Source organism: Streptomyces sp. NPDC048506, from assembly GCF_040651315.1.
GTDB lineage: Bacteria > Actinomycetota > Actinomycetes > Streptomycetales > Streptomycetaceae > Streptomyces.
Genome location: NZ_JBEZIX010000078.1, coordinates 15,922 through 35,433 on the forward strand (window position 1 = coordinate 15,922; position 19,512 = coordinate 35,433).

General features: G+C 71.4%; 21 protein-coding genes. 7 read left to right on the forward strand and 14 right to left on the reverse strand.

Features of this window, described 5'->3' with window-relative positions; translation table 11 throughout:
* From AB0C96_RS39775 to AB0C96_RS39790, 4 genes are all read right to left on the reverse strand, one after another.
* A complete protein-coding gene (locus tag AB0C96_RS39775) occupies positions 1-375 on the reverse strand; it encodes a hypothetical protein (RefSeq protein WP_362924784.1) in 375 nt (124 codons plus the stop codon).
* A gap of 96 nt (positions 376-471) precedes the next feature.
* The gene (locus tag AB0C96_RS39780; protein WP_362924786.1) at positions 472-852 is read right to left on the reverse strand and encodes a roadblock/LC7 domain-containing protein; all 381 of its coding nucleotides are present in this window, start codon (positions 850-852) and stop codon (positions 472-474) included.
* 70 nt (positions 853-922) lie between these two features.
* Positions 923-1,768, reverse strand: a complete 846-nt coding sequence (locus AB0C96_RS39785; RefSeq protein WP_362924788.1) for a hypothetical protein — start codon at positions 1,766-1,768, stop codon at positions 923-925.
* Positions 1,769-1,819: 51 nt separating this feature from the next.
* Positions 1,820-2,203, reverse strand: coding sequence for a hypothetical protein (locus tag AB0C96_RS39790; protein WP_362924789.1), 384 nt, complete (start codon positions 2,201-2,203; stop codon positions 1,820-1,822).
* Between the two features lie 539 nt (positions 2,204-2,742).
* Here AB0C96_RS39790 and AB0C96_RS39795 point away from each other — a divergent pair.
* Entirely contained in the window at positions 2,743-4,380 is a 1,638-nt protein-coding gene (locus AB0C96_RS39795; RefSeq protein ID WP_362924791.1) for an alpha/beta hydrolase, read from the forward strand.
* A gap of 119 nt (positions 4,381-4,499) precedes the next feature.
* Here the strand turns inward: AB0C96_RS39795 and AB0C96_RS39800 are convergent, their stop codons facing one another.
* The 3 genes from AB0C96_RS39800 to AB0C96_RS39810 form a co-directional block, all read right to left on the reverse strand.
* Positions 4,500-5,327, reverse strand: coding sequence for a TIGR02452 family protein (locus AB0C96_RS39800; RefSeq protein ID WP_362924819.1), 828 nt, complete (start codon positions 5,325-5,327; stop codon positions 4,500-4,502).
* Positions 5,328-5,442: 115 nt separating this feature from the next.
* A complete protein-coding gene (locus tag AB0C96_RS39805; RefSeq protein ID WP_362924793.1) occupies positions 5,443-6,501 on the reverse strand; it encodes an NAD-dependent epimerase/dehydratase family protein in 1,059 nt (352 codons plus the stop codon).
* A 156-nt stretch (positions 6,502-6,657) separates the two neighbouring features.
* Positions 6,658-7,380 carry a lysophospholipid acyltransferase family protein gene (locus AB0C96_RS39810; RefSeq protein WP_362924795.1) on the reverse strand — a complete coding sequence of 241 codons (723 nt, stop codon included), beginning with the start codon at positions 7,378-7,380 and terminating at the stop codon, positions 6,658-6,660.
* 282 nt (positions 7,381-7,662) lie between these two features.
* Here AB0C96_RS39810 and AB0C96_RS39815 point away from each other — a divergent pair, with 282 nt between their 5' ends.
* Together AB0C96_RS39815 and AB0C96_RS39820 are read left to right on the forward strand one after the other, a co-directional pair.
* Positions 7,663-8,340 (forward strand): hypothetical protein, encoded by a 678-nt coding sequence (locus AB0C96_RS39815; RefSeq protein WP_362924797.1) that lies wholly within the window; start codon positions 7,663-7,665, stop codon positions 8,338-8,340.
* A 151-nt stretch (positions 8,341-8,491) separates the two neighbouring features.
* Complete coding sequence (locus AB0C96_RS39820) at positions 8,492-8,971, forward strand: SSI family serine proteinase inhibitor (RefSeq protein WP_362924798.1); 480 nt, start codon at positions 8,492-8,494, stop codon at positions 8,969-8,971.
* 80 nt (positions 8,972-9,051) lie between these two features.
* Here the strand turns inward: AB0C96_RS39820 and AB0C96_RS39825 are convergent, their stop codons facing one another.
* The 5 genes from AB0C96_RS39825 to AB0C96_RS39845 form a co-directional block, all read right to left on the reverse strand.
* Complete coding sequence (locus AB0C96_RS39825) at positions 9,052-9,210, reverse strand: hypothetical protein (RefSeq protein ID WP_362924800.1); 159 nt, start codon at positions 9,208-9,210, stop codon at positions 9,052-9,054.
* Positions 9,211-9,315: 105 nt separating this feature from the next.
* Positions 9,316-10,275 (reverse strand): cytochrome c oxidase assembly protein, encoded by a 960-nt coding sequence (locus AB0C96_RS39830; RefSeq protein ID WP_362924802.1) that lies wholly within the window; start codon positions 10,273-10,275, stop codon positions 9,316-9,318.
* 141 nt (positions 10,276-10,416) lie between these two features.
* On the reverse strand, positions 10,417-11,442 hold the full coding sequence (locus tag AB0C96_RS39835) for a 6-phosphofructokinase (RefSeq protein ID WP_362924803.1): 1,026 nt from the start codon (positions 11,440-11,442) through the stop codon (positions 10,417-10,419).
* Between the two features lie 173 nt (positions 11,443-11,615).
* Complete coding sequence (locus AB0C96_RS39840; protein WP_362924805.1) at positions 11,616-12,344, reverse strand: glutamine amidotransferase; 729 nt, start codon at positions 12,342-12,344, stop codon at positions 11,616-11,618.
* Between the two features lie 37 nt (positions 12,345-12,381).
* A complete protein-coding gene (locus tag AB0C96_RS39845; RefSeq protein WP_362924807.1) occupies positions 12,382-13,620 on the reverse strand; it encodes a MurT ligase domain-containing protein in 1,239 nt (412 codons plus the stop codon).
* 186 nt (positions 13,621-13,806) lie between these two features.
* Between AB0C96_RS39845 and def the strand changes: the two genes are divergently transcribed.
* The gene (def, locus tag AB0C96_RS39850) at positions 13,807-14,376 is read left to right on the forward strand and encodes a peptide deformylase (RefSeq protein WP_362924808.1); all 570 of its coding nucleotides are present in this window, start codon (positions 13,807-13,809) and stop codon (positions 14,374-14,376) included.
* 40 nt (positions 14,377-14,416) lie between these two features.
* Here the strand turns inward: def and AB0C96_RS39855 are convergent, their stop codons facing one another.
* A complete protein-coding gene (locus AB0C96_RS39855) occupies positions 14,417-15,061 on the reverse strand; it encodes a TetR family transcriptional regulator (protein ID WP_362924810.1) in 645 nt (214 codons plus the stop codon).
* 163 nt (positions 15,062-15,224) lie between these two features.
* Here AB0C96_RS39855 and AB0C96_RS39860 point away from each other — a divergent pair, with 163 nt between their 5' ends.
* Positions 15,225-16,451, forward strand: coding sequence for an acyl-CoA dehydrogenase family protein (locus tag AB0C96_RS39860; protein ID WP_362924812.1), 1,227 nt, complete (start codon positions 15,225-15,227; stop codon positions 16,449-16,451).
* Positions 16,452-16,496: 45 nt separating this feature from the next.
* Here AB0C96_RS39860 and AB0C96_RS39865 read toward each other — a convergent pair whose 3' ends face one another.
* On the reverse strand, positions 16,497-16,871 hold the full coding sequence (locus AB0C96_RS39865) for a MarR family winged helix-turn-helix transcriptional regulator (RefSeq protein WP_362924814.1): 375 nt from the start codon (positions 16,869-16,871) through the stop codon (positions 16,497-16,499).
* On the opposite strand from AB0C96_RS39865, the gene AB0C96_RS39870 reads away from it, so the two are divergent.
* Together AB0C96_RS39870 and gcl are read left to right on the forward strand one after the other, a co-directional pair.
* On the forward strand, positions 16,827-17,210 hold the full coding sequence (locus AB0C96_RS39870; RefSeq protein ID WP_362924816.1) for a MarR family winged helix-turn-helix transcriptional regulator: 384 nt from the start codon (positions 16,827-16,829) through the stop codon (positions 17,208-17,210). The two genes, AB0C96_RS39865 and AB0C96_RS39870, sit on opposite strands and share 45 nt — an antisense overlap.
* Before the next feature lie 331 nt (positions 17,211-17,541).
* Positions 17,542-19,329: a glyoxylate carboligase gene (gene gcl / locus AB0C96_RS39875; protein ID WP_362924817.1), complete on the forward strand. Its 1,788-nt coding sequence runs from the start codon at positions 17,542-17,544 to the stop codon at positions 19,327-19,329.
* The last annotated feature ends 183 nt before the right edge of the window (positions 19,330-19,512 follow it).

Genomic DNA, 19,512 nt, shown 5'->3' on the forward strand with positions numbered 1-19,512 from the left:
TCACACCTCCAGTTCGGCTTCCAGTCGGCCCAGCCGGTGGCGTGCCAGGGCGAGGTTGGCGCGCTTGCGGTCCAGCACCAGGTAGAGGAAGAGCCCGTTGCCGCCCTTGCCGGTGACCGGGCGGATGATGTGGTACTGCGCGGTCAGGGTGATCAGCATGTCCTCGATGGCGCCCTGGAGTTCCAGCATCTCCATGGTGCGCATCTTCGCGCGGACGACGTCGGTGTTGCCGGCGGCGGCGATGTTGAGGTCCAGTCCGTGGCTGTCGCCGAGGGTGGCCAGCGCCATGCCGCTGGTGTAGTCGACGAGGGCGACGCCTATGGCGCCGTCGATGGTCGACATCGCCTCGGCGAGAGCGGATTCCATATGAGCCATGAGAGGTTCAGACCTTTCGGTTCTTCGATGGTGTTTCGGTGTGACAGGTGGTCGTGCCGTGCGGTGAGCGCACCCGGTTGGGCTATGGATGGCCGTTCACTGCGGCGGTGGCGCATCGACCAGCGCGCCGATGCGTTCGGCCGCCCGCCGGGCCTCCAGATGGAGCCGTCCCACGTTGGTGTCCGGGCCGGCCACGGCCGTGAGAACCGCGCGGCGGCCGGCCGCGTAGGCCGCGATGTAGCCACCGGTGCCGCGCGTCAGGGACTCCTCGAAGCCGCCCTGCCCGGTCGCCTCGGTGAGGCGCTTGGCGACGCCGATGGCCGCGGCGGTGAGCGCGGCGAGACCGTCCGGCTCGATGTCCGGCAGGTCGTGGGCGATGACCATGCCGTCGGCGCTCGCCACCATGCCGCCCTGGAAGTGCCGCACCTGACCGCGCAGCGTCAGCAGTTCGTCCCGTAGCCGGGGCTCTATCGTCATCAGTCTCCTTCTCGTGGTACGCCGTCTGATGGCGCGCCTCATGCGGTGCACGATCGTCGATCGCAACGGTTCACAGGTTCTCCTCCAGCGCCCTGCGCAGTCGGACTAGGAGGGCGACGTCCGGATCGGCGGTAGCGGGGATGTCCGGTACCGGGAGTCGCCAGGCCGGGATACGGCGTTCGGCGGCGGACGGCGAAGGAGCCTGAAGGCTCGCTCCAGGCAGCCGCCGGGGCAGGGCGTGCGCCGGCGGCATCCGGACCAGCCCGACCGCGGCGAGCCGGCGGACGTCCAGCAGCGTCATGAACGCGGACTGGCCCAGCGCACGGGCGAGTTCGTACGGGGTGTGCCGGCCGTCGGCACGGCCCAGCAGCCGCCGCTGCCGGCTCGTGGTGGGGACCTCGCCGGGTGGGGCCACCGGAACGACGGGTGTGGTGTCGGCCGCCGCCCAGGGGTGCAGCCGGTCCAGCAGGGCGCGACGGCGGTCGGTCGCCCGCAGCAGGGCGGTGGCGCTGATGGGGCGGACGACGCCCAGCCAGTGCCCGGTGCCCGGGGTGAAGGAGGTGGCCTCCGGCGGCAGCGGCAGCGCGAAGAAGGCCGCGTCGAGGAGCGCCGCGAGATGGCAGATCTCCAACTCGCTCTGGGTCAACCAGCCCTCGCTGACCAGGAACTGGCCGCCCCGCCGCTGCCGCCCCGCCGTCTCGGCGGCGTCCCGCCAGCCCTGAGGTGGCACCTTGCCGGCCGCGGTGAGCCGTACGCCCAGCCCCGGCGCGGCGGCGCCCTCGACGCAGGTGACCGCGCCGTCGAGAAGGTAGAAGCAAGCGTGCGGGCTGCGGAGGGCGCCGGTGACGCGCTCGGCGGCGAGCCGGTCGAGCAGCCCGCCCGGCGTGGGCGGGCGGGGGGATATGGGCAGGCCCATGGCTGGTTCCCTAACCGTTCGTGCTTCGTGCGAGGGGCGGAGCCGCGGCGGTCAGGAGGTGACCAGCTCCGCCGCCAGATCACGCAGCCGCAGCCGGGCGACGGCGAGATTGGCCTGCGCCCGGTCCAGCCAGAGGTAGAGGTAGGTCTGGCTGTCGAAGGCGGTGTGCACGAAGCGGATCAGGTGGTAGCTGCCGGCGGCCGTGATGATGAGGTCCTCAAGCGCCGGACCGGTGGTACCCGTGGTGTCGAAGGTGGCGTTGCGCGCCAGGGCCTGCACGACGTCGGCGGTGTCCGCGGCGGCCGTGTCGTGATCGCCGTGCGGTGCCCGTCCGGCCGTGCCGAGCGTCAGGCCGCTGGTCCAGTCGATCAGTCCGGCCCCCAGGACGCCCGGGATCTCCATCGCCTGGGACAACACCTGATCGATACCCGGCACTTCGGAGCTCCTTCGCGGCGGCAGGGGACGGGGTGCGAAAACGCCGAAGCCCTCCCTTTGTGGCGGTGCGTGGGAGAGCCTTCACGGAAGGTTACTGAAGGTGTGCGGGTGGCACATGCCTCCTGGGCAGGTCTGGTGCAATTGACGAAATCTCGCCCCTCCAAGGCGCTGTGGTGGCCAACGCAGCCGGCTGCGGCCCGTCCGCCGGCCGGTCGCGGCCGGGCCCGCGGGTTCGGCCGTGCGCCGCGTCTTCCCTCGTCAACTGGCCTTTGCCCGCCGTACGTTGAGAATCCCGACGCTGCGATGGGGGCCGCGCAACACCGCGCGCCGCTGTCCGCACGGCTTGGCCGAATCACAGGGGTTCCGCCCGCGATCTCCGGCCGTTTCCCGCGCGGAGTCCGACGGAACCGAAAACCTACAGCTTGGTAAAGAATTGCGGGTCAAACCTGTTCAGGAGGGGACAGCACACGACAGGATCGCCCTGTAGGCCTGTGATCAACGCCGCCACAAGTGGCAATCGAGCAGGGGGAAACCACCACGTGAGAAGAACAGCAGCGCTCGGCGCCGCCGGCACCCTGGTGACCGGCGCGCTCCTCACCGGAGCGATAGCCGCCACGCCCGCCAGTGCGGGCGAGCACCCGAAGAGCGGAACGGCCGAAGCGCGCGGGGTACAGACCGCCGCCGCACGCGCGGCCAAGAAGGGCATCGACTGGCAGGACTGCCCCGCCGACTGGGGCATGAAGGCGCCCGTCCAGTGCGGTTACGTCACCGTCCCGGTCGACTACGCCCGCCCCAACGGCCGGACCATCAAGATCGCCGTGGACCGGGCCGTCAGCACCGGAAGCAAGCAGGAGCGGCAGGGCTCCCTCGTCTACAACCCCGGTGGTCCCGGTGGTTCGGGCATGAGGTTCCCCACCCGCATCACCACCAAGAACCCGCTGTGGGCCAAGACCGCCAAGGCGTACGACTTCGTCGGCTTCGACCCGCGCGGGGTGGGCCACTCCGCGCCGATCTCCTGCATGGACCCGCAGGAGTTCGTCAAGGCCCCCAAGGCCGACCCGGTGCCGGACAACGAGGCCGACAAGCGCGCCCAGCGCAAGCTCGCCAAGGAGTACGCGCTGGGCTGCGCCGAGCGCAGCGGCGGCCTCCTGCCGTACATGACGACCGCGAACACCGCACGCGACCTGGACGTGATCCGCGCCGCGCTCGGTGACAAGAAGCTCAACTACCTCGGCGTCTCCTACGGCACCTACCTGGGCGCCGTCTACGGCACGCTCTTCCCGAACCACGTCCGCCGGATGCTCGTCGACAGCGTCGTCGACCCGGCCCGCGAGAAGGTCTGGTACCAGGCCAACCTCGACCAGGACATCGCCTTCGAGACCCGCTGGGGCGACTGGAAGAAGTGGGTCGCCAAGAACGACGCCACGTACCACATCGGCAACACCTCCGCGAAGGTCCAGGCCGCCTGGGAGAAGCTCCGGGCGACCGCCAAGAAGGACCCGATCGGCGGCGTCGTCGGCCCCGCCGAGCTGACCGGCTTCTTCCAGAACGCGCCGTACTACGACTCCATGTGGGCCGAGGTCGCCGGGGTCTGGAGCGCCTACCTCGCCGGCGACAGCAAGCCGCTGGTGGAGAACGCCGGGCCGCACCTCAAGGACACCGCCGGCAACATCGCGGCGGAGAACGGCAACGCGGTCTACACGGCCGTCGAGTGCACCGACACCAAGTGGCCCACCAGCTGGCGGAAGTGGGACCGGGACAACACCCGCATCCACCAGCAGGCGCCGTTCATGACCTGGTCCAACGCCTGGATGAACCTGCCCTGCGCCACCTGGCCGGTCAAGCAGCAGCGCCCGGTCGAGGTCACGACCGGCAAGGGCCTGCCGAGCGTGCTGATCGTCCAGAGCACCCGTGACGCGGCGACGCCGTACCCCGGCGCCGTCGAGCTGCACAAGCGCTTCGCGGGTTCCCGCCTGATCACCGAGCGGAACGCCGGATCGCACGGCGTCACCGGCCAGGTCAACCCCTGCATCAACGACCGGGTCGACGCGTACTTCGTCGACGGCAAGGTCGACGCGGCGGACGTGACCTGCGCCCCGCACGCCACTCCGCAGCCGACCAAGCCGACGGCCAAGGCCGCCGCCAAGGCCGCCGCGGACCTCCCGGCCGCGCGGTGACACCCCGGCAGTGACAACACGACGGGGCGGCCGGAACGCCTTCGGCATCCCGGCCGCCCCGTCCAGTCAGCCGGCCGTACGTCGCGTGCGGGGACTTTGTCCTCCGCACTCCCGTCGCCTCACGCCGGGAACACCTCACGGAATGCGGCCCTGGTCGGGGAGTCCTCCTGACGGTCCAGCACCGCGAACACGACCCGGTCGAACCAGCCCGCGAACCGCCCGGTACCGAGCAGAGCGGTGGCGAACGCCCCTGCCACGTCGGCCGGTTCGTTGCGGAACACCCCGCAGCCCCACGCGCCGAGCACCAGGTGACGGTGCCCGCCGGCCGCCGCGACCTCCAGTACCCGCTCCGCACGCGCCGCCAGCGCCGCCGGCACCCGTCCGACCTCGGCCGGCCGCTGCCGGGCGATCACCCCCGCATTGGGCGCCGCGGCCGTCAAGAACCCGGCCTCGTAGGGGACTTCGAGCAGCGTGCCCCGGTCGTCCCGGAACACCGGCACACCGGGGGAGAGGATCACCCGGTCGCTGTAGAACGGACTCGGCTCGGCCCGGTGTGCCGCATAGAACTCCGGTGCCTGACGCACACAGGTGTAGAGCGCCGACCCGCGGCACAGCGCCTCCTCCTGGGCCTGTGCGCCGTTGAGATAGCCGCCGCCGGGATTGCGGGCCGAGGCGAAGTTCAGCACCGCGAGCGGCCCACCGCCCGCCTCCGCCAGCCGCCGGCCCGCCGTGAGACTGCCCTCCCCCGTCACCTCGAACACCGTCGCGCCGGCGGTGGCCCGGGGCGCCCCCACCGCCACCGGCTCCGGCCCGTACATCCGGGTCCCGGAGCGTGCCCGTTCGACCGCCTCCGCGATCTCCACCAGCCGTCCGCTCGGTGCGCGGTACGCACCCGCCGCCACGATCCGCTCCGTCTCCTGCGCCATGCCGCGCAGCCGGGCACTCACCGTCGGCACCCTCGTATCCCTCGCTTCATGGTGATCAAGCTACGGGGCGGGCGGCGCACTCCGCGACCGGAATTCGCGCGCGGCGGTCCTCCGCGCGAAGGGCCTGCGCGGAGCATCATCCCCGCTCGTCCCGCCCGGCCAGCCAACGGTCCTCCGCCGCATACCCGAAGAGCTTCTCCTCCGGGTAGTACGACGCCATCGTCGGGAACGCCTCCTGCCAGTCGCGGCCCTTGATCCGGTCGACCAGCCACGCCACCGTTCCCGGCAGCGAGTCCTCGTACGTGGTCACCGCGCGGTAGCCCAGCTCGCGCTCCGCGGCGGCCATGTCGTAGACCATCGGGTGCCGCAGCGACCACGGGGTCTCGCCGACGCCGGACGACGGGGGAGCGCCCTCCACCGTCACGATCTCACTGGCCGGCGCCCCCATCGCGGCGTCCACCGCGACCGCGATCTCGGCGACCGTCGGCGCCTGCGGATCCCCGGAGTTGAGCACCCGCGACCCCGGCCGACCGGCCGCCAACCGGATCTGCTCCGCCAGGTTGTCGACGTGGGTCGGCTGGAAGCGGCTCCGCCCGCCGTGCGCCAGCACCCGCACCCGGCGGCCGTCCAGCACCCGCTTGACGAAGTACAGCTCGCGGGGGAGCACGCTGTACGGGCCGTGGACGGCGCCGGCCCGCAGCAGCGTCACCGGCAGCCGGTCGCCCGCCGCCAGCAGTGCCCGTTCCAGGGCGACCTTGCGTGTGGTGTAGTCGTCGTCCCCGGGCGGCACGGTCCGCTGGGACTCCCCAAGGGGCACTGGATAGACCGGGGAGCCGTCCGGCTCGTCCTGCGTCCTGAAGCTCCGCCCGTGGCCGTCCTCGTAGACCGCCCCACTGGAGATCACCACGGCCGAACCGATCCGGTCCGCCAGCGCGGTCAACTGCCGGGCGTGCGCGGCACCGTAGGCCACACAGTCCACCAGGACGTCACACCCGTCGCCGACCAGTGCGGCCAGCGCCTGGTCGTCCTCGCGGTCCATCGCCACCGTACGGACGTCCCTGGGCCATGAACCGTCCCGTCCGCCGCGCCGGGACGCCGCCCGCACCCGCCAGCCGTCCCGCGCCAGGGCGCGCACCGCCGCCCGCCCGATCTGCCCGCTCGCCCCGACCACCACTGCGCTGCCCGATGTCGTCATGCGGCGACCCTATGAACCGTCACGACGGCGCCGCCGGACGGTTCGCCCGTGGCGGAAGGACGACCGCCCGGCAAGCGGTGCCGCCGGCGACCACCGGCAGCACCGGTCATGAAAGGGCACGGACCGTTGCCAACTCTCATGAACCGTCATGAACCGTCATGAGGAAGGGGAGTCCGGCCGCCGGCTCTGGCCGCGCGCCCGTGCCTGCGCCGCCGCCTTGGCGTCGACCGCGTAGCCGTCGACGTACTCCTGCCCGGACAGGGTGAGGATCGCGTACATGATCTCGTCGGTGACGGCGCGCAGCGCGATGCGTTCGTCCGCCATCCCCGCGTACCGCGAGAAGTCCAGCGGCGCTCCGAAGCGGATGGTGATCCGCATGATCCGCGGCAGCCGCCGGCCGGTCGGCTGCGCCTCGAACGTACCGATCATCGCGCACGGCACGACCGGCACCCCCGCCTGGACGGCCATCGACGCCACCCCGGTGCGGCCCTTGTAGAGGCGGCCGTCGTGCGAGCGGGTGCCCTCCGGGTAGATCCCCAGGAGCCGGCCCTTGCGCAGGACGGAGAGACCCGAAGCGATCGCCGCCTGCGAGGCGCGCCCACCGGAGCGGTCCACCGGAACCTGTCCCACCCCTCGGAAGAACGCCGCGGTCAGCCGCCCCTTCAGCCCGGGCCCGGTGAAGTACTCGGCCTTGGCCAGGAACGTCACCCGGCGCGGCACGATCGCCGGCATCACGAAGTGGTCCGCGAACGAGAGGTGGTTGCCGGCGATGATCGCCGCGCCCTCCTCCGGTACGTGCTCCAGCCCCTCGATCCGCGGCCGGAACACCAGCCGCAGTAAGGGACCCAGGAGGACGTACTTCAGCACCTGGTAGAACACGGGGGCGGCTCCCTCTTCCGTCGGTCTTCCTCGCAGCGTCGTTGCAGGTCACGAGGGTTCTCGGAAGGGGCAGTGAGTGTATGGGCAACCGCTCGCCCGGTCACCACCACCGGCCGGATCCGGAGCCGTTCGGCCAGGCGGCCCGGCCGCCGCTCCGGCAGGTCGCTTTGGCATCCCCGGACAACTTTGAACTCCCGCTGAACCGACGGCGGTCGGCGCTCCGTACTGGCCGGCAACCGTGCCTGAACCCAGGGTGTTCCAGGCAGAGGACAGGAGCCGAACATGTCCCGCAAGAGAAGAGTGACCCGTCGACAGAAGGTCGTCGTCGGGGTCAGCGCCGCGGCGCTGGTCGGCGGTATCGCCATCGCCACGACCGGCACCAGCCAGGCCTCGGTGGCGTGCGACGGACTGGCCACCGCCCTGAGCAACAACCAGAAGTTCATCGCCGATCAACAGGCCCATCCCGACGCCCAGTCGGCGGCGCGGATCGCCAACCGGCAGGCCGTGATCAAGGAGATCCAGGTCAAGCAGCAGGCCGCCGGCTGCGGTTCGGGAGCGAGTGGGGGAGACGCCGCGGCGGCCCCTCCCGGCTCCAGCGCCCCGCCCGGCACCAGCGCCCCGCCGGCGTCCGAGGAGCCGCCGTCCTCCGGGGCGCAGGCACCGCCCGCCGCGGGCGATCCGTCCGCCTCCGCGGCACCCCCTGCCGCCGGTGGCGACGTCGTCTGCCCCGGTTCGACGGTGACCCTCTCCGGCGAGGGCGGCGCGCCGGCGGCCTCCAGCGACCAGTTCCCCGCCGGTACCAAGCTGAAGGTGACCAACCTGGACAACAACAAGTCGACGACCGTGTCCGTGACGTCCACGTCGGGCAGCTGCGTGCTGCTGAACAACGCCGCCTTCGAGCAGGTACGTGAGGAGGGGAAGTTCCTGATCCGCCGCGCCCGCATCGAGCGCGTGGGGTAGTTCCGGTCCGGTGGCCGGTGACGGAGTCGCCTCCTCCGTCGCCGGCCACCCTGGTGCGCGGCGCCGTACGGGCGACGTCACGGCGTGGCCGCTTGTGCGCGGGGGCCGGGCGAGGTGGCCTGATCCCACCGAGCGTTCCCAGGAGACATCGATGCCCGTCAGCCGCCGACGCCGAACCCCCCGTGCCGCCGTGCCCACCGTTGTGCTCGCCACCGTGTCCGCGGCGCTGGCCGGCACGTTCTGCGCCGCCCCGGTCGGTGCCGCCGAGCCACCGCCGCCGGCCGCGATCGAGCCGCCGCCCGCCGCCTCCGCATCCCCGTCGACCGACACCGACCAGGGGCTGCTGCTGACCGTGTCCGGCGACGACCACACCTGGATGCGGGGCGTACGGCTCAGCTGCCCGGACACCTACGGCAGGCATCCGCGCGCCCTCGCCGCCTGCGACGCACTGACCTGGGCGCGCGGGGACATGGACGCGCTGCCCGGCGAGCCGCACCCGTGCACCAAGCAGTACAACCCGGTCACGGTCACCGCGACCGGCACCTGGCGCGGTGGCCCGGTGAACTGGCGCAAGCAGTTCCCCAACGCCTGCACGATGGACTCCGCCACAGGCCCGGTCTTCCGCTTCTGAGGCCGGCCGTCCCGTCACCCGGCCGTCCCGTCACCCGGCCGTCCCGTCACCCGGCCGTCCCGCCGCGCCCGCAAGCGACCTCAGACCGGTCGCGCCGCCACGACCCCGATCGTCACCAGCGCCAGGACCACCCACGAGAACCAGACCCAGCCGTTGGCGCCCATCGCCACGGTGTACGCGGTGGCCACCACCAGCCCGCCGACGGTCAGTACGGCCATCGTCCTAGCAGATCCGGGCATACCCGCACCCTCCTCACGCCGGCCCGGGGCGCTCATGCCACGGGCCGCGGCCATGGGACCATCGTCCCCGGCCGCGGCCCGTGCCGCCAGACGGTCGACCCGCCCTCACCGCCCCCGGGCGTTGAGCGAGGCCAGGTAGGCGTTGTAGTCGGCCAGGTCCCGGTCACCGTTGCGCTCGGCGGCCCGGTCGGCGCGCTGCGACTGGCGCTTCTCGGACTTGTACCACTGGTAGACCAGCGCGATCAGCACCACGACGGACGGGATCTCGCTGAACGCCCAGGCGATGCCGCCGGCCGCCTGCTGGTCGGCGAGCGCCTCGATCCCCAGCGAGGCCGGCGGATGCACGAAGGTGTCGACCATCGGCTCCGACGCCATCATCAGCGCGATGCCGAAGAACGCGTGGAACGGCATCCCGGCGAACAGCTCCAGAATCCGCATCACATGGCCCGGCCGGTGCGGCCCCGGGTCCACGCCCATGATGGGCCAGAAGAAGACCAGACCGACGGCGAGGAAGTGCACCATCATCCCGATGTGCCCGGCCCGGGACTCCATCAGGAAGTCGAACAGCGGCGAGAAGTAGAGGGCGTAGAGGCTCGCGATGAAGAGCGGGATGGTGAAGGCGGGGTGGGTGATGATCCGCATGTAACGGCTGTGCAGCAGCGCCACCAGGAGTTCGCGCGGGCCCTTGCGGCCGCGCCCCGCGGTCGGCAGCGCCCGCAGCGCCAGCGTCACCGGCCCCCCGAGCAGCAGCAGGATCGGCGAGAGCATGCTGACGACCATGTGCTGGACCATGTGCACGCTGAACATGGCCATGCCGTAGTCGTTGAGCTTGGTGCACATCACCAGTGCCACCGTCAGGACGCCCAGGACCCACGCCACGGTCCGGCCGACCGGCCAGGCGTCCCCGCGTCGCCGCAGCCGGACCACCGCCCAGCCGTAGAGCCCGAGGCCCAGCAGGCAGCCGACGAGGAAGACCGGATCACCCCCGAACTCCAGGCCCCGCCCCAGCGTGAACGGCGGCAGATCCATGTTCATGCCGTCCATGCCGTGCCCGCTGTGATCCATCCGCTCGCTCCTGATTCGTACCAATGCTCCGGCGACAAGAGTAGAACCGCCCCCGGCCGGACCCCGCGGCAGGGCCGCATATCGGGGCAGTGGTCGGGGGCGGTGGGTACGACAGGGATCAGCGCGCCACGGTCGCCGTGGTCACAGCACGCACTCGGCCTCGTCATAGCGCTCCGCGGGCACCGTCTTGAGGCTCTCGACCGCCTCGGCCAGCGGCACCAGCGTGATGTCCGTGCCGCGCAGCGCGGTCATCATCCCGAACTCCCCGCGGTGCGCGGCCTCCACCGCGTGCCAGCCGAAGCGGGTGGCGAGCACCCGGTCGTAGGCGGTGGGGGTGCCGCCGCGCTGGACGTGGCCGAGGATGACCGGGCGGGCCTCCTTGCCGAGGCGGTTCTCCAGCTCCACGGAGAGCTGCCGGGCGACGCCGGCGAACCGCTCGTGCCCGTAGACGTCCGTGCCGCCGACGTCGAAGGACATGGTGCCCTCGCGCGGCTTGGCGCCCTCGGCGACGACCACGATGGCGAACTTCTTGCCGGCCTCGAAGCGCGCGGAGACCCGTGCGGTCAGCTCGTCGATGTCGAACGGCCGCTCCGGCACCACGATCGCGTGCGCACCGGCGGCCATGCCCGAGTGCAGCGCGATCCACCCGGTGTGCCGGCCCATCACCTCGACGATCATCACGCGCTGGTGGGACTCGGCGGTGGTCTTGAGCCGGTCCAGCGCCTCGGTGGCGACGCCCACCGCGGTGTCGAAGCCGAAGGTCACGTCTGTGACCGCGATGTCGTTGTCGATGGTCTTCGGCACGCCGACGATCGGCAGCCCGGCGTCCGACAGCAGCCGGGCCGCCTTCAGCGTGCCCTCGCCGCCGATCGGGATGATCGCGTCCAGGCCCAGCTCGGCGACGTGGCCGCGGGCCCGCTCGACACCGTCGCGCAGATGGGCGGGCTGTACCCGCGACGACCCGAGGATGGTGCCGCCGCGCGCCAGGATGCCGCCGACGGCGTCGAGGTCGAGCTTGCGGTAGTCGCAGTCCAGCAGGCCCTTCCAGCCGTCGCGGAATCCGATCACCTCATCGCCGTGGTCGGCGGTGGCGCGGTGGACGACGGAGCGGATGACGGCGTTCAGACCGGGGCAGTCGCCGCCGGAGGTGAGGACACCAATGCGCATTGCTCGAAAACCCTCTGCAACTCAACCGGGGGGCCCGGACCCCGTCGTCCGGTTGGATCCCGCTCACCCTACAAGCGCGAGGCCTCCCGACACACGTACGCCCGCAGTGCGGACTGCGGGCGTACGAAAAGGTGTGGAAAAGGGGCAGAGAGACGCAGAGGAAGGGCGTCGGATCAGGCGGGCTGGGTCGCCGCCGCGATCCGCTCCTGGCGCAGCGCCTCGTACCACCGGTCTTCCACCGGCGGCAGCGCATTGACGTCCAGCGCCAGCTTGAGCAGCAGGTCGGCGATGTGCGGATTGCGGGCCATCACCGGGCCGTGCATGTACGTACCGAAGACGGTGTCGTTGTACGCGCCCTCGTAGCCGTCGCCGACGCCGTTGCCCTTGCCGAACCGCACCTTGGCGAACGGCCGGGCGGTCTTGCCCAGGTGCGTCACGCCCTGGTGGTTCTCGAAGCCGGTCAGCGGCGGCAGGCCCAGCTTCGGGTCGATGTCGGCGAGTACGTCGCCGACGCAGCGCTCGCCCTCGCCGCGGGTGCTCACCACGTCCAGCAGCCCCAGGCCCTGCTGCCGCTCGCCCAGGTCGTTGATGAACTCATGGCCCAGGATCTGGTAGCCGGCGCACACCGAGAAGACGATCGCGCCGTTGGAGACCGCGCGGGACAGCCCGCCGTCCCGGATCAGCCGCTCGGAGGCCAGTCGCTGCGGCCGGTCCTCGCCGCCGCCGATCAGGTAGATGTCGCCCGAGGTGGGGATCTGCTGGTCGGAGCGTACGTCCACGCGCTGTACGTCCAGACCGCGCTGGCGCGCCCGCCGCTCCACCACCAGGGCGTTCCCCTGGTCGCCGTAGGTGCTCAGCAGGTCCGGGTAGATCCACACCAGGCGCAGGCTGTTGTCACTCATGCTTGCTCGTCCTTGTTCGTCAGGGGGTGGATCCCGGTCAGTTGCCCACGCGGCGGCGCAGGTCCTGGAAGGCGGTGTAGTTGGCGATGACCTCGATACGGCCGGGCGGCGCCAGCTGGACCGCCTCGTCGAGGCTGTCGCACACCTGGAAGTCGAGCCCCGCGACCTCCAGCCGCACCGCCAGGTCCAGCTTGCGGTCGCCGAGCACGAAGATCGGGTGGCCGGCCAGCCGGGTGTAGTCGACGTCCCACAGCCAGGAGGTGTCGGTGCCGTCCGCGCCGCGCGCGTTCACCGACATGATCACCGGGGTCGGCGGCGGGTCGATCAGCGAGAAGGTCTCCAGCCAGCCGGCCGGGTTCTTCGCCAGCAGCAGCCGCAGCTCCCGCTGCTGGAACGTGACCACGTCATAGCGGCCGGCGACCGCCTGCACCGAGAACATCCGCTCCAGCGCGACCTGCGGCGGCACCCCGAAGGCGGCGGCGACCGCGGCGGAGGTGGTGGCGTTGGCCTTGTTCGCGCGGCCCGGCAGCTGAAGCTTGATCGGCCAGGCGCTGCCGTGCGGGTCGAGGACGTGGTCGCCGGAGAGCGCCCAGCTGGGCGTGGGGCGACGGAAGCCGCACTCGGCGCAGAACCAGTCGTCGCCGGGGCGCTGCATCACACCACCGCAGGACGGGCAGGACCAGGCGTCGTCCTTCCACTCCTGGCCGGCCGCGACCCACACCACGTTCGCGGACGACGAGGCCGCCCAGACGATCAGCGGGTCGTCCGCGTTGGCGACGATCAGCGCCTTGGAGCCGGACAGGCCCTCGCGCCACTTCTCCGCCAGCATCCGGGTCTCGGCGGCGCGGTCGAGCTGGTCGCGCGAGAGGTTCAGCAGCGCTATGGCCTTGGGCGTCACATCGCGGGCCACGCCCGCGAGGTACTTCTCGTCCACCTCGATGACGCCGTACTTGGCGTCCGAGCCGCCGGCCAGCGCGGACGTGATGCCCGCCGGCATGTTGGCGCCGAGCGCGTTGGAGACGACCGGTCCGCTGGCCCGCAGCGCCTCTGCGATCAGCCGCGTCGTGGTCGTCTTGCCGTTGGTGGCCGACACCAGGACGACGTCCAAGTGCCGGGCCAGCCGCGCCAGCAGGTCGGGGTCGAGCTTGAGTGCCACCCGGCCACCGATCACCGATCCGCTGCCGCGGCCCGCCGCGCGCGACACCGCCGCCGCGGCCTTGCCTGCCGTCACGGCCAGCTTGGCCCGCGGCGACAGCGGCTCCGTGTTGCCTGCCATCGTCCTTGATCCTCCTTGCATCCGGCGCCCGCTTGTCGTGAGACTGCCGGTGGAACGCTCCCTCCGCAGCCGATGACCGGCCGGAGGCTTCGGTCGGGGATCAGCCTATCGAGATCCGGCCGCGGGCCCGAACCCCGCCACCCGTGAGGCGACATCCGGTGCGCATCGGACCGTACGCTTGAGCCCATGCGTTCCCGCACCATCCCCGGCAGCTCCGGCCGGCCGCACCCCCTGCGCCTCCTCGGCGATCCCGCCCTGACCGGCCCCTGTCGCGAGGTCACCGCCTTCGACGGCGAGCTGGCCCGGCTGATCGAGGACATGTACGCGTCCATGTACGCCGCGCACGGCGTCGGCCTCGCCGCCAACCAGATCGGGGTCCCGTTGCGGGTGTTCGTCTACGACTGCCCGGACGACGAGGACCGCCGCCACCTGGGGCACCTGGTCAACCCCCGGCTCGTGGAGACCGACGGCCCGGTCGTCCGCGGCCCCGAGGGCTGTCTCTCGCTCCCCGGTATCGAGGCCGGCACCCCGCGTCACGACCGGGCGGTGGTGACCGGCTTCAGCGCGACCGGCGAGCCGCGGACGGTGACCGGTACCGGATTCTTCGCCCGCTGTCTCCAGCACGAGTGCGACCACCTCGACGGCGGTCTCTACGTCGACCGGCTGTCCGGGCTGCGCCGTCGCCGGGCGCTGCGCGCCGCGGCCAGGGCGCCGTGGGCCGCCGGTGCGGAACGGACGGCGGCCACCGACCGCTGAGCGGCCGGGCGGGCCCGTCCCCGTACCGGCCCGCCCGCCGTCAGAATCCCGGTCCGCCCGCGCGGTCCTCGACCGCGGCCAGCTGGCCCCACAGCAGATCGGTGAGTTGCTGGACCAACTGCTCGCGGCTGCAAGGGCGTTCGCGCAGCCACCAGTCGCCGGCCCCGTGCATCATGCCGACGATGCCGTGCCCCCAGACGCGTGCCGTCAGCTCGCCGCCGGGCCCCAGGTCGAGCCGGTCCGTTATCACCTTGGCCAGCTCCTCGCCGAGCCGGCGCAGCAGCGGGGCGGAGTGCCGTCCGACGTCGAAACCGGACTCCGAGGCGCCCGCCTCCGAGGGGTGCATCAGGAAGCGGTAGACCTGCGGGCGGGTCTCGATGGCGAGCAGATAGGCGTCGAGGGTGGCCTCGACCCGGTCCCGGCGCAGCACCGGGGCGTCCAGCGCGATCCGCAGGTTGTCCAGCAGCGCGTCGGTGTGCCGTACGGCCAGCGCGCGGTAGAGCCCGCCCTTGTCGCCGAAGTGCCGGTAGAGGATCGGCTTGGTGATGCCCGCCTCGGCGGCGATGGCGTTCATCGACGCGTCCGGGCCGTCGCGCAGCACGATGCGCTCGGCGGCCTCCAGCAGCTCCCGCCGTCTGCGTTCGGTCGCCGATTGCTGGCGGCCGTTGTGCTTTGTGCTCTCCATGGTCGTGCTCCCCACCCATTGTGTATCCGTGGCGCTGGCGCAACGTAACACCCGATCTCGCTCGCGAATTCGTCCCAGGGGGAGTTGACATCCCTTACTGGCGAGTAACACACTGCGGGTTACCGCTAGTAACATCTGTACTGCCCGCAGCACTGGAGGGGACATGGCCGAGTTCACCATGGAGCTCAACGACGAGCAGAAGGAAGTCCGTGACTGGATTCACGGCTTCGCCGCGGACGTCATGCGCCCCGCCGCCGCCGAGTGGGACGAGCGCGAGGAGACCCCCTGGCCGGTCATCCAGGAGGCCGCCAAGATCGGCCTGTACTCGCTGGACTTCTATGCCCAGCAGTTCTTCGACCCGACCGGCCTCGGCGTCCCGATGACCATGGAGGAGCTCTTCTGGGGCGACGCGGGCATCGCGCTGTCCATCGTCGGCACCGGCCTGGCCGCCGTCGGCGTGCTCGCCAACGGCACCGAGGAGCAGATCGGCACCTGGGTCCCGCAGATGTACGGCGATGCGAACGACGTCAAGGTCGCCGCCTTCTGCTCGTCGGAGCCGGACGCCGGCTCCGACGTCGCCTCGATGCGCACCCGGGCCGTCTACGACGAGGCCAAGGACGAGTGGGTGCTCAACGGCACCAAGACCTGGGCGACCAACGGCGGTATCGCCAACGTCCATGTCGTCGTCGCGGTCGTCGACCCCGAGCTGGGTTCCAAGGGGCACGCCTCCTTCATCGTCCCGCCGAACACCCCCGGTCTCGCCCAGGGGCAGAAGTTCAAGAAGCACGGCATCCGCGCCTCGCACACCGCCGAGGTCGTCCTGGAGGACGTCCGGGTCCCCGGCCACTGCCTGCTCGGCGGCAAGGACAAGCTCGACGAGCGCCTCGCCCGGGCCCGGGAGAAGGCCAGGGTCGGCGGTGAGAGGGTGAAGAACGCCGCGATGGCGACCTTCGAGGCGTCCCGCCCGGCCGTGGGCGCCATGGCGGTCGGCACCGCCCGTGCCGCCTACGAGGAGGCCCTGGAGTACGCCAGGACCCGTGAGCAGTTCGGCCGCCCGATCATCGACAACCAGGGCGTCGCCTTCCAGCTCGCGGACATGCGCACCCAGATCGACGCGGCGCGGCTGCTGGTGTGGCGGGCCTCCTGGATGGCGGCCACCAGTAAGAAGTTCGAGCACGCCGAGGGCTCGATGTCCAAGCTCTTCGCCAGTGAGGTCGCCAAGAAGGTCACCGCCCAGGCCGTCCAGATCCTCGGCGGCAACGGCTTCACCCGCGAGTACCCGGTCGAGCGGATGCACCGCGACGCCGCCATCTACACGATCTTCGAGGGCACCAGCGAGATCCAGCGGCTGGTGATCGCCCGGGCGCTGGCGGGGGTGCCGATCCGTTAGCGCGCGGCTGCCGGGGCGGGCGGTGGCCGCCTCCCGTCCCGGCGGTCAGCGGCCCGTGGGGCTCGGCTCCAGGTTGCTGCACATCCGGGCCAGGACGGTGACGGTGCCGACGTACTCCTCGTCCGTGACATCCGTCATCAGGCGGCGGCGGGTCGCCGTGACCAGCCGCTCCACCTCGGCGTGCGCCGTGCCGCCCTCGGGTGTGGCGGCATACGTCCCGGAGGTCGCGTCGTGGGTGATCCAGCGGCGGGCTTCGAGGTCGGTGGTGACCTCGTCGAGCGTGACGGCGCCCTCGTCCCAGAAGGGGCGCAGCTTCTCGGTGAGCGTACGGGCGTCGTGCGGCCCCGCGGTGGCGAGGTTGTGCAGCACCTGCCGGTGGCGGCGGGTCAGGCCGCGGTCGGCCAGGGTCTGCTGGAACACGTCCTCGACGTGGTGGAAGCGGCCGAGGAGGCAGGGGAGCCGGTCGGGGTGCGCGGGGTCGCCGAGGCGCTGCGGATCGACCAGCCCCGGGCCAGTCGCCTGGTGGCGTCGGCGGTCGCGGCCGGTTGGGTGCTGCGCCGGGCCGACCAGGCGGACGGGCGCCGCGCGCCGCTCGCCCTCACCCCGGCCGGCCGCGCCGTACTGGAGCGGGCGCACGCCTTCCGCCGCACTGCGGTGGAGCGGGTGGCCGTGGACTGGTCGGAGGAGGAACTCGCCGTCTTTACAAGGCTGTTCGCGCGCTTCGTGGACGGCTTCGGGGGGTTGCGGGAGGCCGACTGATCGCCCTCCGTCGTGCGCCGCCGAGGTCGTGGCGGCGCCCCGCCGTACCGCCGGCGCCCGGCCCGCCGGGAACGCCGGCGGCTCCCGACGCCCCTTCGTCACTCCTCCGTCACCTCGCTGAGCAGCCACTGAGCCGCGTATCGGGCATCCGCCCGGTGCGCGGCTCTTTGCGTGCCCGTGGGTGCCCCGGCTGTCCCTCGCCTCTTGACGGGTGATGCGCCGCGCTCTACTTTCCTTCCATAAAGCAAAACATTAATTCCATGATACGGAATTAATCAGCTCTGGCCCTTCGCCGGAACCAGCCCGTGACAGGTCGACGCAGGAGTACTCGATGCCTCGAATGACAGCCGCCCGTGCCGCGGTGGAGATCCTCAAGCTCGAAGGCGTGACGAACGCGTTCGGTGTGCCGGGTGCGGCGATCAACCCCTTCTACAAGCAGCTCAAACTGGCCGGCGGCATTGCTCACACCCTCGCCCGGCACGTCGAGGGCGCCTCCCACATGGCCGAGGGCTACACCCGGAGCAACCCCGGCAACATCGGCGTCTGCATCGGCACCTCCGGCCCGGCCGGCACCGACATGATCACCGGCCTGTACTCCGCCATCGGCGACTCGATTCCGATCCTGTGCATCACCGGCCAGGCGCCGACCCACGTGATCCACAAGGAGGACTTCCAGGCCGTCGACATCGCCTCGATCGCGGCCCCGGTCACCAAGAAGGCCACCACCGTCCTTGAGGCCGCGCAGGTCCCGGGCGTCTTCCAGGAGGCATTCCACCTGATGCGTTCCGGCCGCCCCGGCCCGGTCCTCATCGACCTCCCGATCGACGTCCAGCAGACCGAGATCGAGTTCGACCCGGAGACCTACGAGCCGCTCCCGGTCTACAAGCCGGCCGCGACCCGCAGGCAGGTCGAGAAGGCCATCTCGCTGCTGAACGAGTCCGAGCGCCCGCTGCTCGTCGCCGGCGGCGGCATCATCAACGCCGACGCCTCCCACCTGCTGGTCGAGTTCGCGGAGATCACCGGCATCCCGGTCATCCCGACCCTGATGGGCTGGGGCGCCATTCCGGACGACCACGAGCTGAACGCCGGTATGGTCGGCCTCCAGACCTCGCACCGCTACGGCAACGCGAACTTCCTGGAGTCGGACTTCGTCCTCGGCATCGGCAACCGCTGGGCCAACCGCCACACCGGCTACAAGCTGGACGTCTACACCAAGGGTCGGAAGTTCGTCCACGTCGACATCGAGCCGACCCAGATCGGCAAGATCTTCGCCCCGGACTACGGCATCGTCTCCGACGCCAAGGCCGCGCTGGAGCTGTTCGTCGAGGTCGCCAAGGAGCTCAAGGCCGAGGGCAGGCTGCCGGACCGCAACGACTGGGCCGCCGCCACCCAGGAGCGCAAGGCCGAGTTGCAGCGCCGTACGCACTTCGACGACATCCCGATGAAGCCGCAGCGCGTCTACGAGGAGATGAACAAGGCCTTCGGCCCGGAGACCCGCTACGTCTCCACCATCGGCCTCTCCCAGATCGCCGGCGCGCAGATGCTGCACGTCTACAAGCCGCGCCACTGGATCAACTGCGGCCAGGCCGGCCCGCTCGGCTGGACCATCCCGGCCGCGCTCGGCGCCGCCACGGCCGACCCGGAGACCCCGGTCGTCGCGCTCTCCGGTGACTACGACTTCCAGTTCCTCATCGAGGAGTTGGCGGTCGGTGCCCAGCACAAGATCCCCTACGTCCATGTGCTGGTGAACAACTCCTACCTGGGCCTGATCCGCCAGGCGCAGCTGGGCCTCGACATCAACTTCGAGGTCAACCTGGAGTTCGAGAACATCAACTCCCCGGAGCTCGGCGTCTACGGCGTCGACCACATCAAGGTCGCCGAGGGCCTGGGCTGCAAGGCCATCCGGGTCACCGACCCGAACGAACTGGGCGCCGCCTTCGAGGAGGCCAAGAAGCTCGCCGCCGAGCACCGGGTGCCGGTCGTCGTCGAGGCGATCCTGGAGCGGATCACCAACATCTCGATGAGCACCACCTTCGACATCAGCGACATCAAGGAGTGGGAGGAGCTCGCCACCGAGCCCGGCCACGCCCCCACGGCGATCAAGCCGCTCAAGTCCTGAACCGGAGTCGATCCGGACGGCGGGTCGGGCGCGCTTGACCCCCGTGCCCGACCTCGCCACCAACTCGTAAAGCAGAAGTAAGAATCCGCTATCCGGAAGGAGCGCCGGCCCTCATGGGTTTCACGGACATGCGCTTCAACGTCAATCTGTCGATCCTGTTCACCGAGCTTGCGTTGCTTGAGC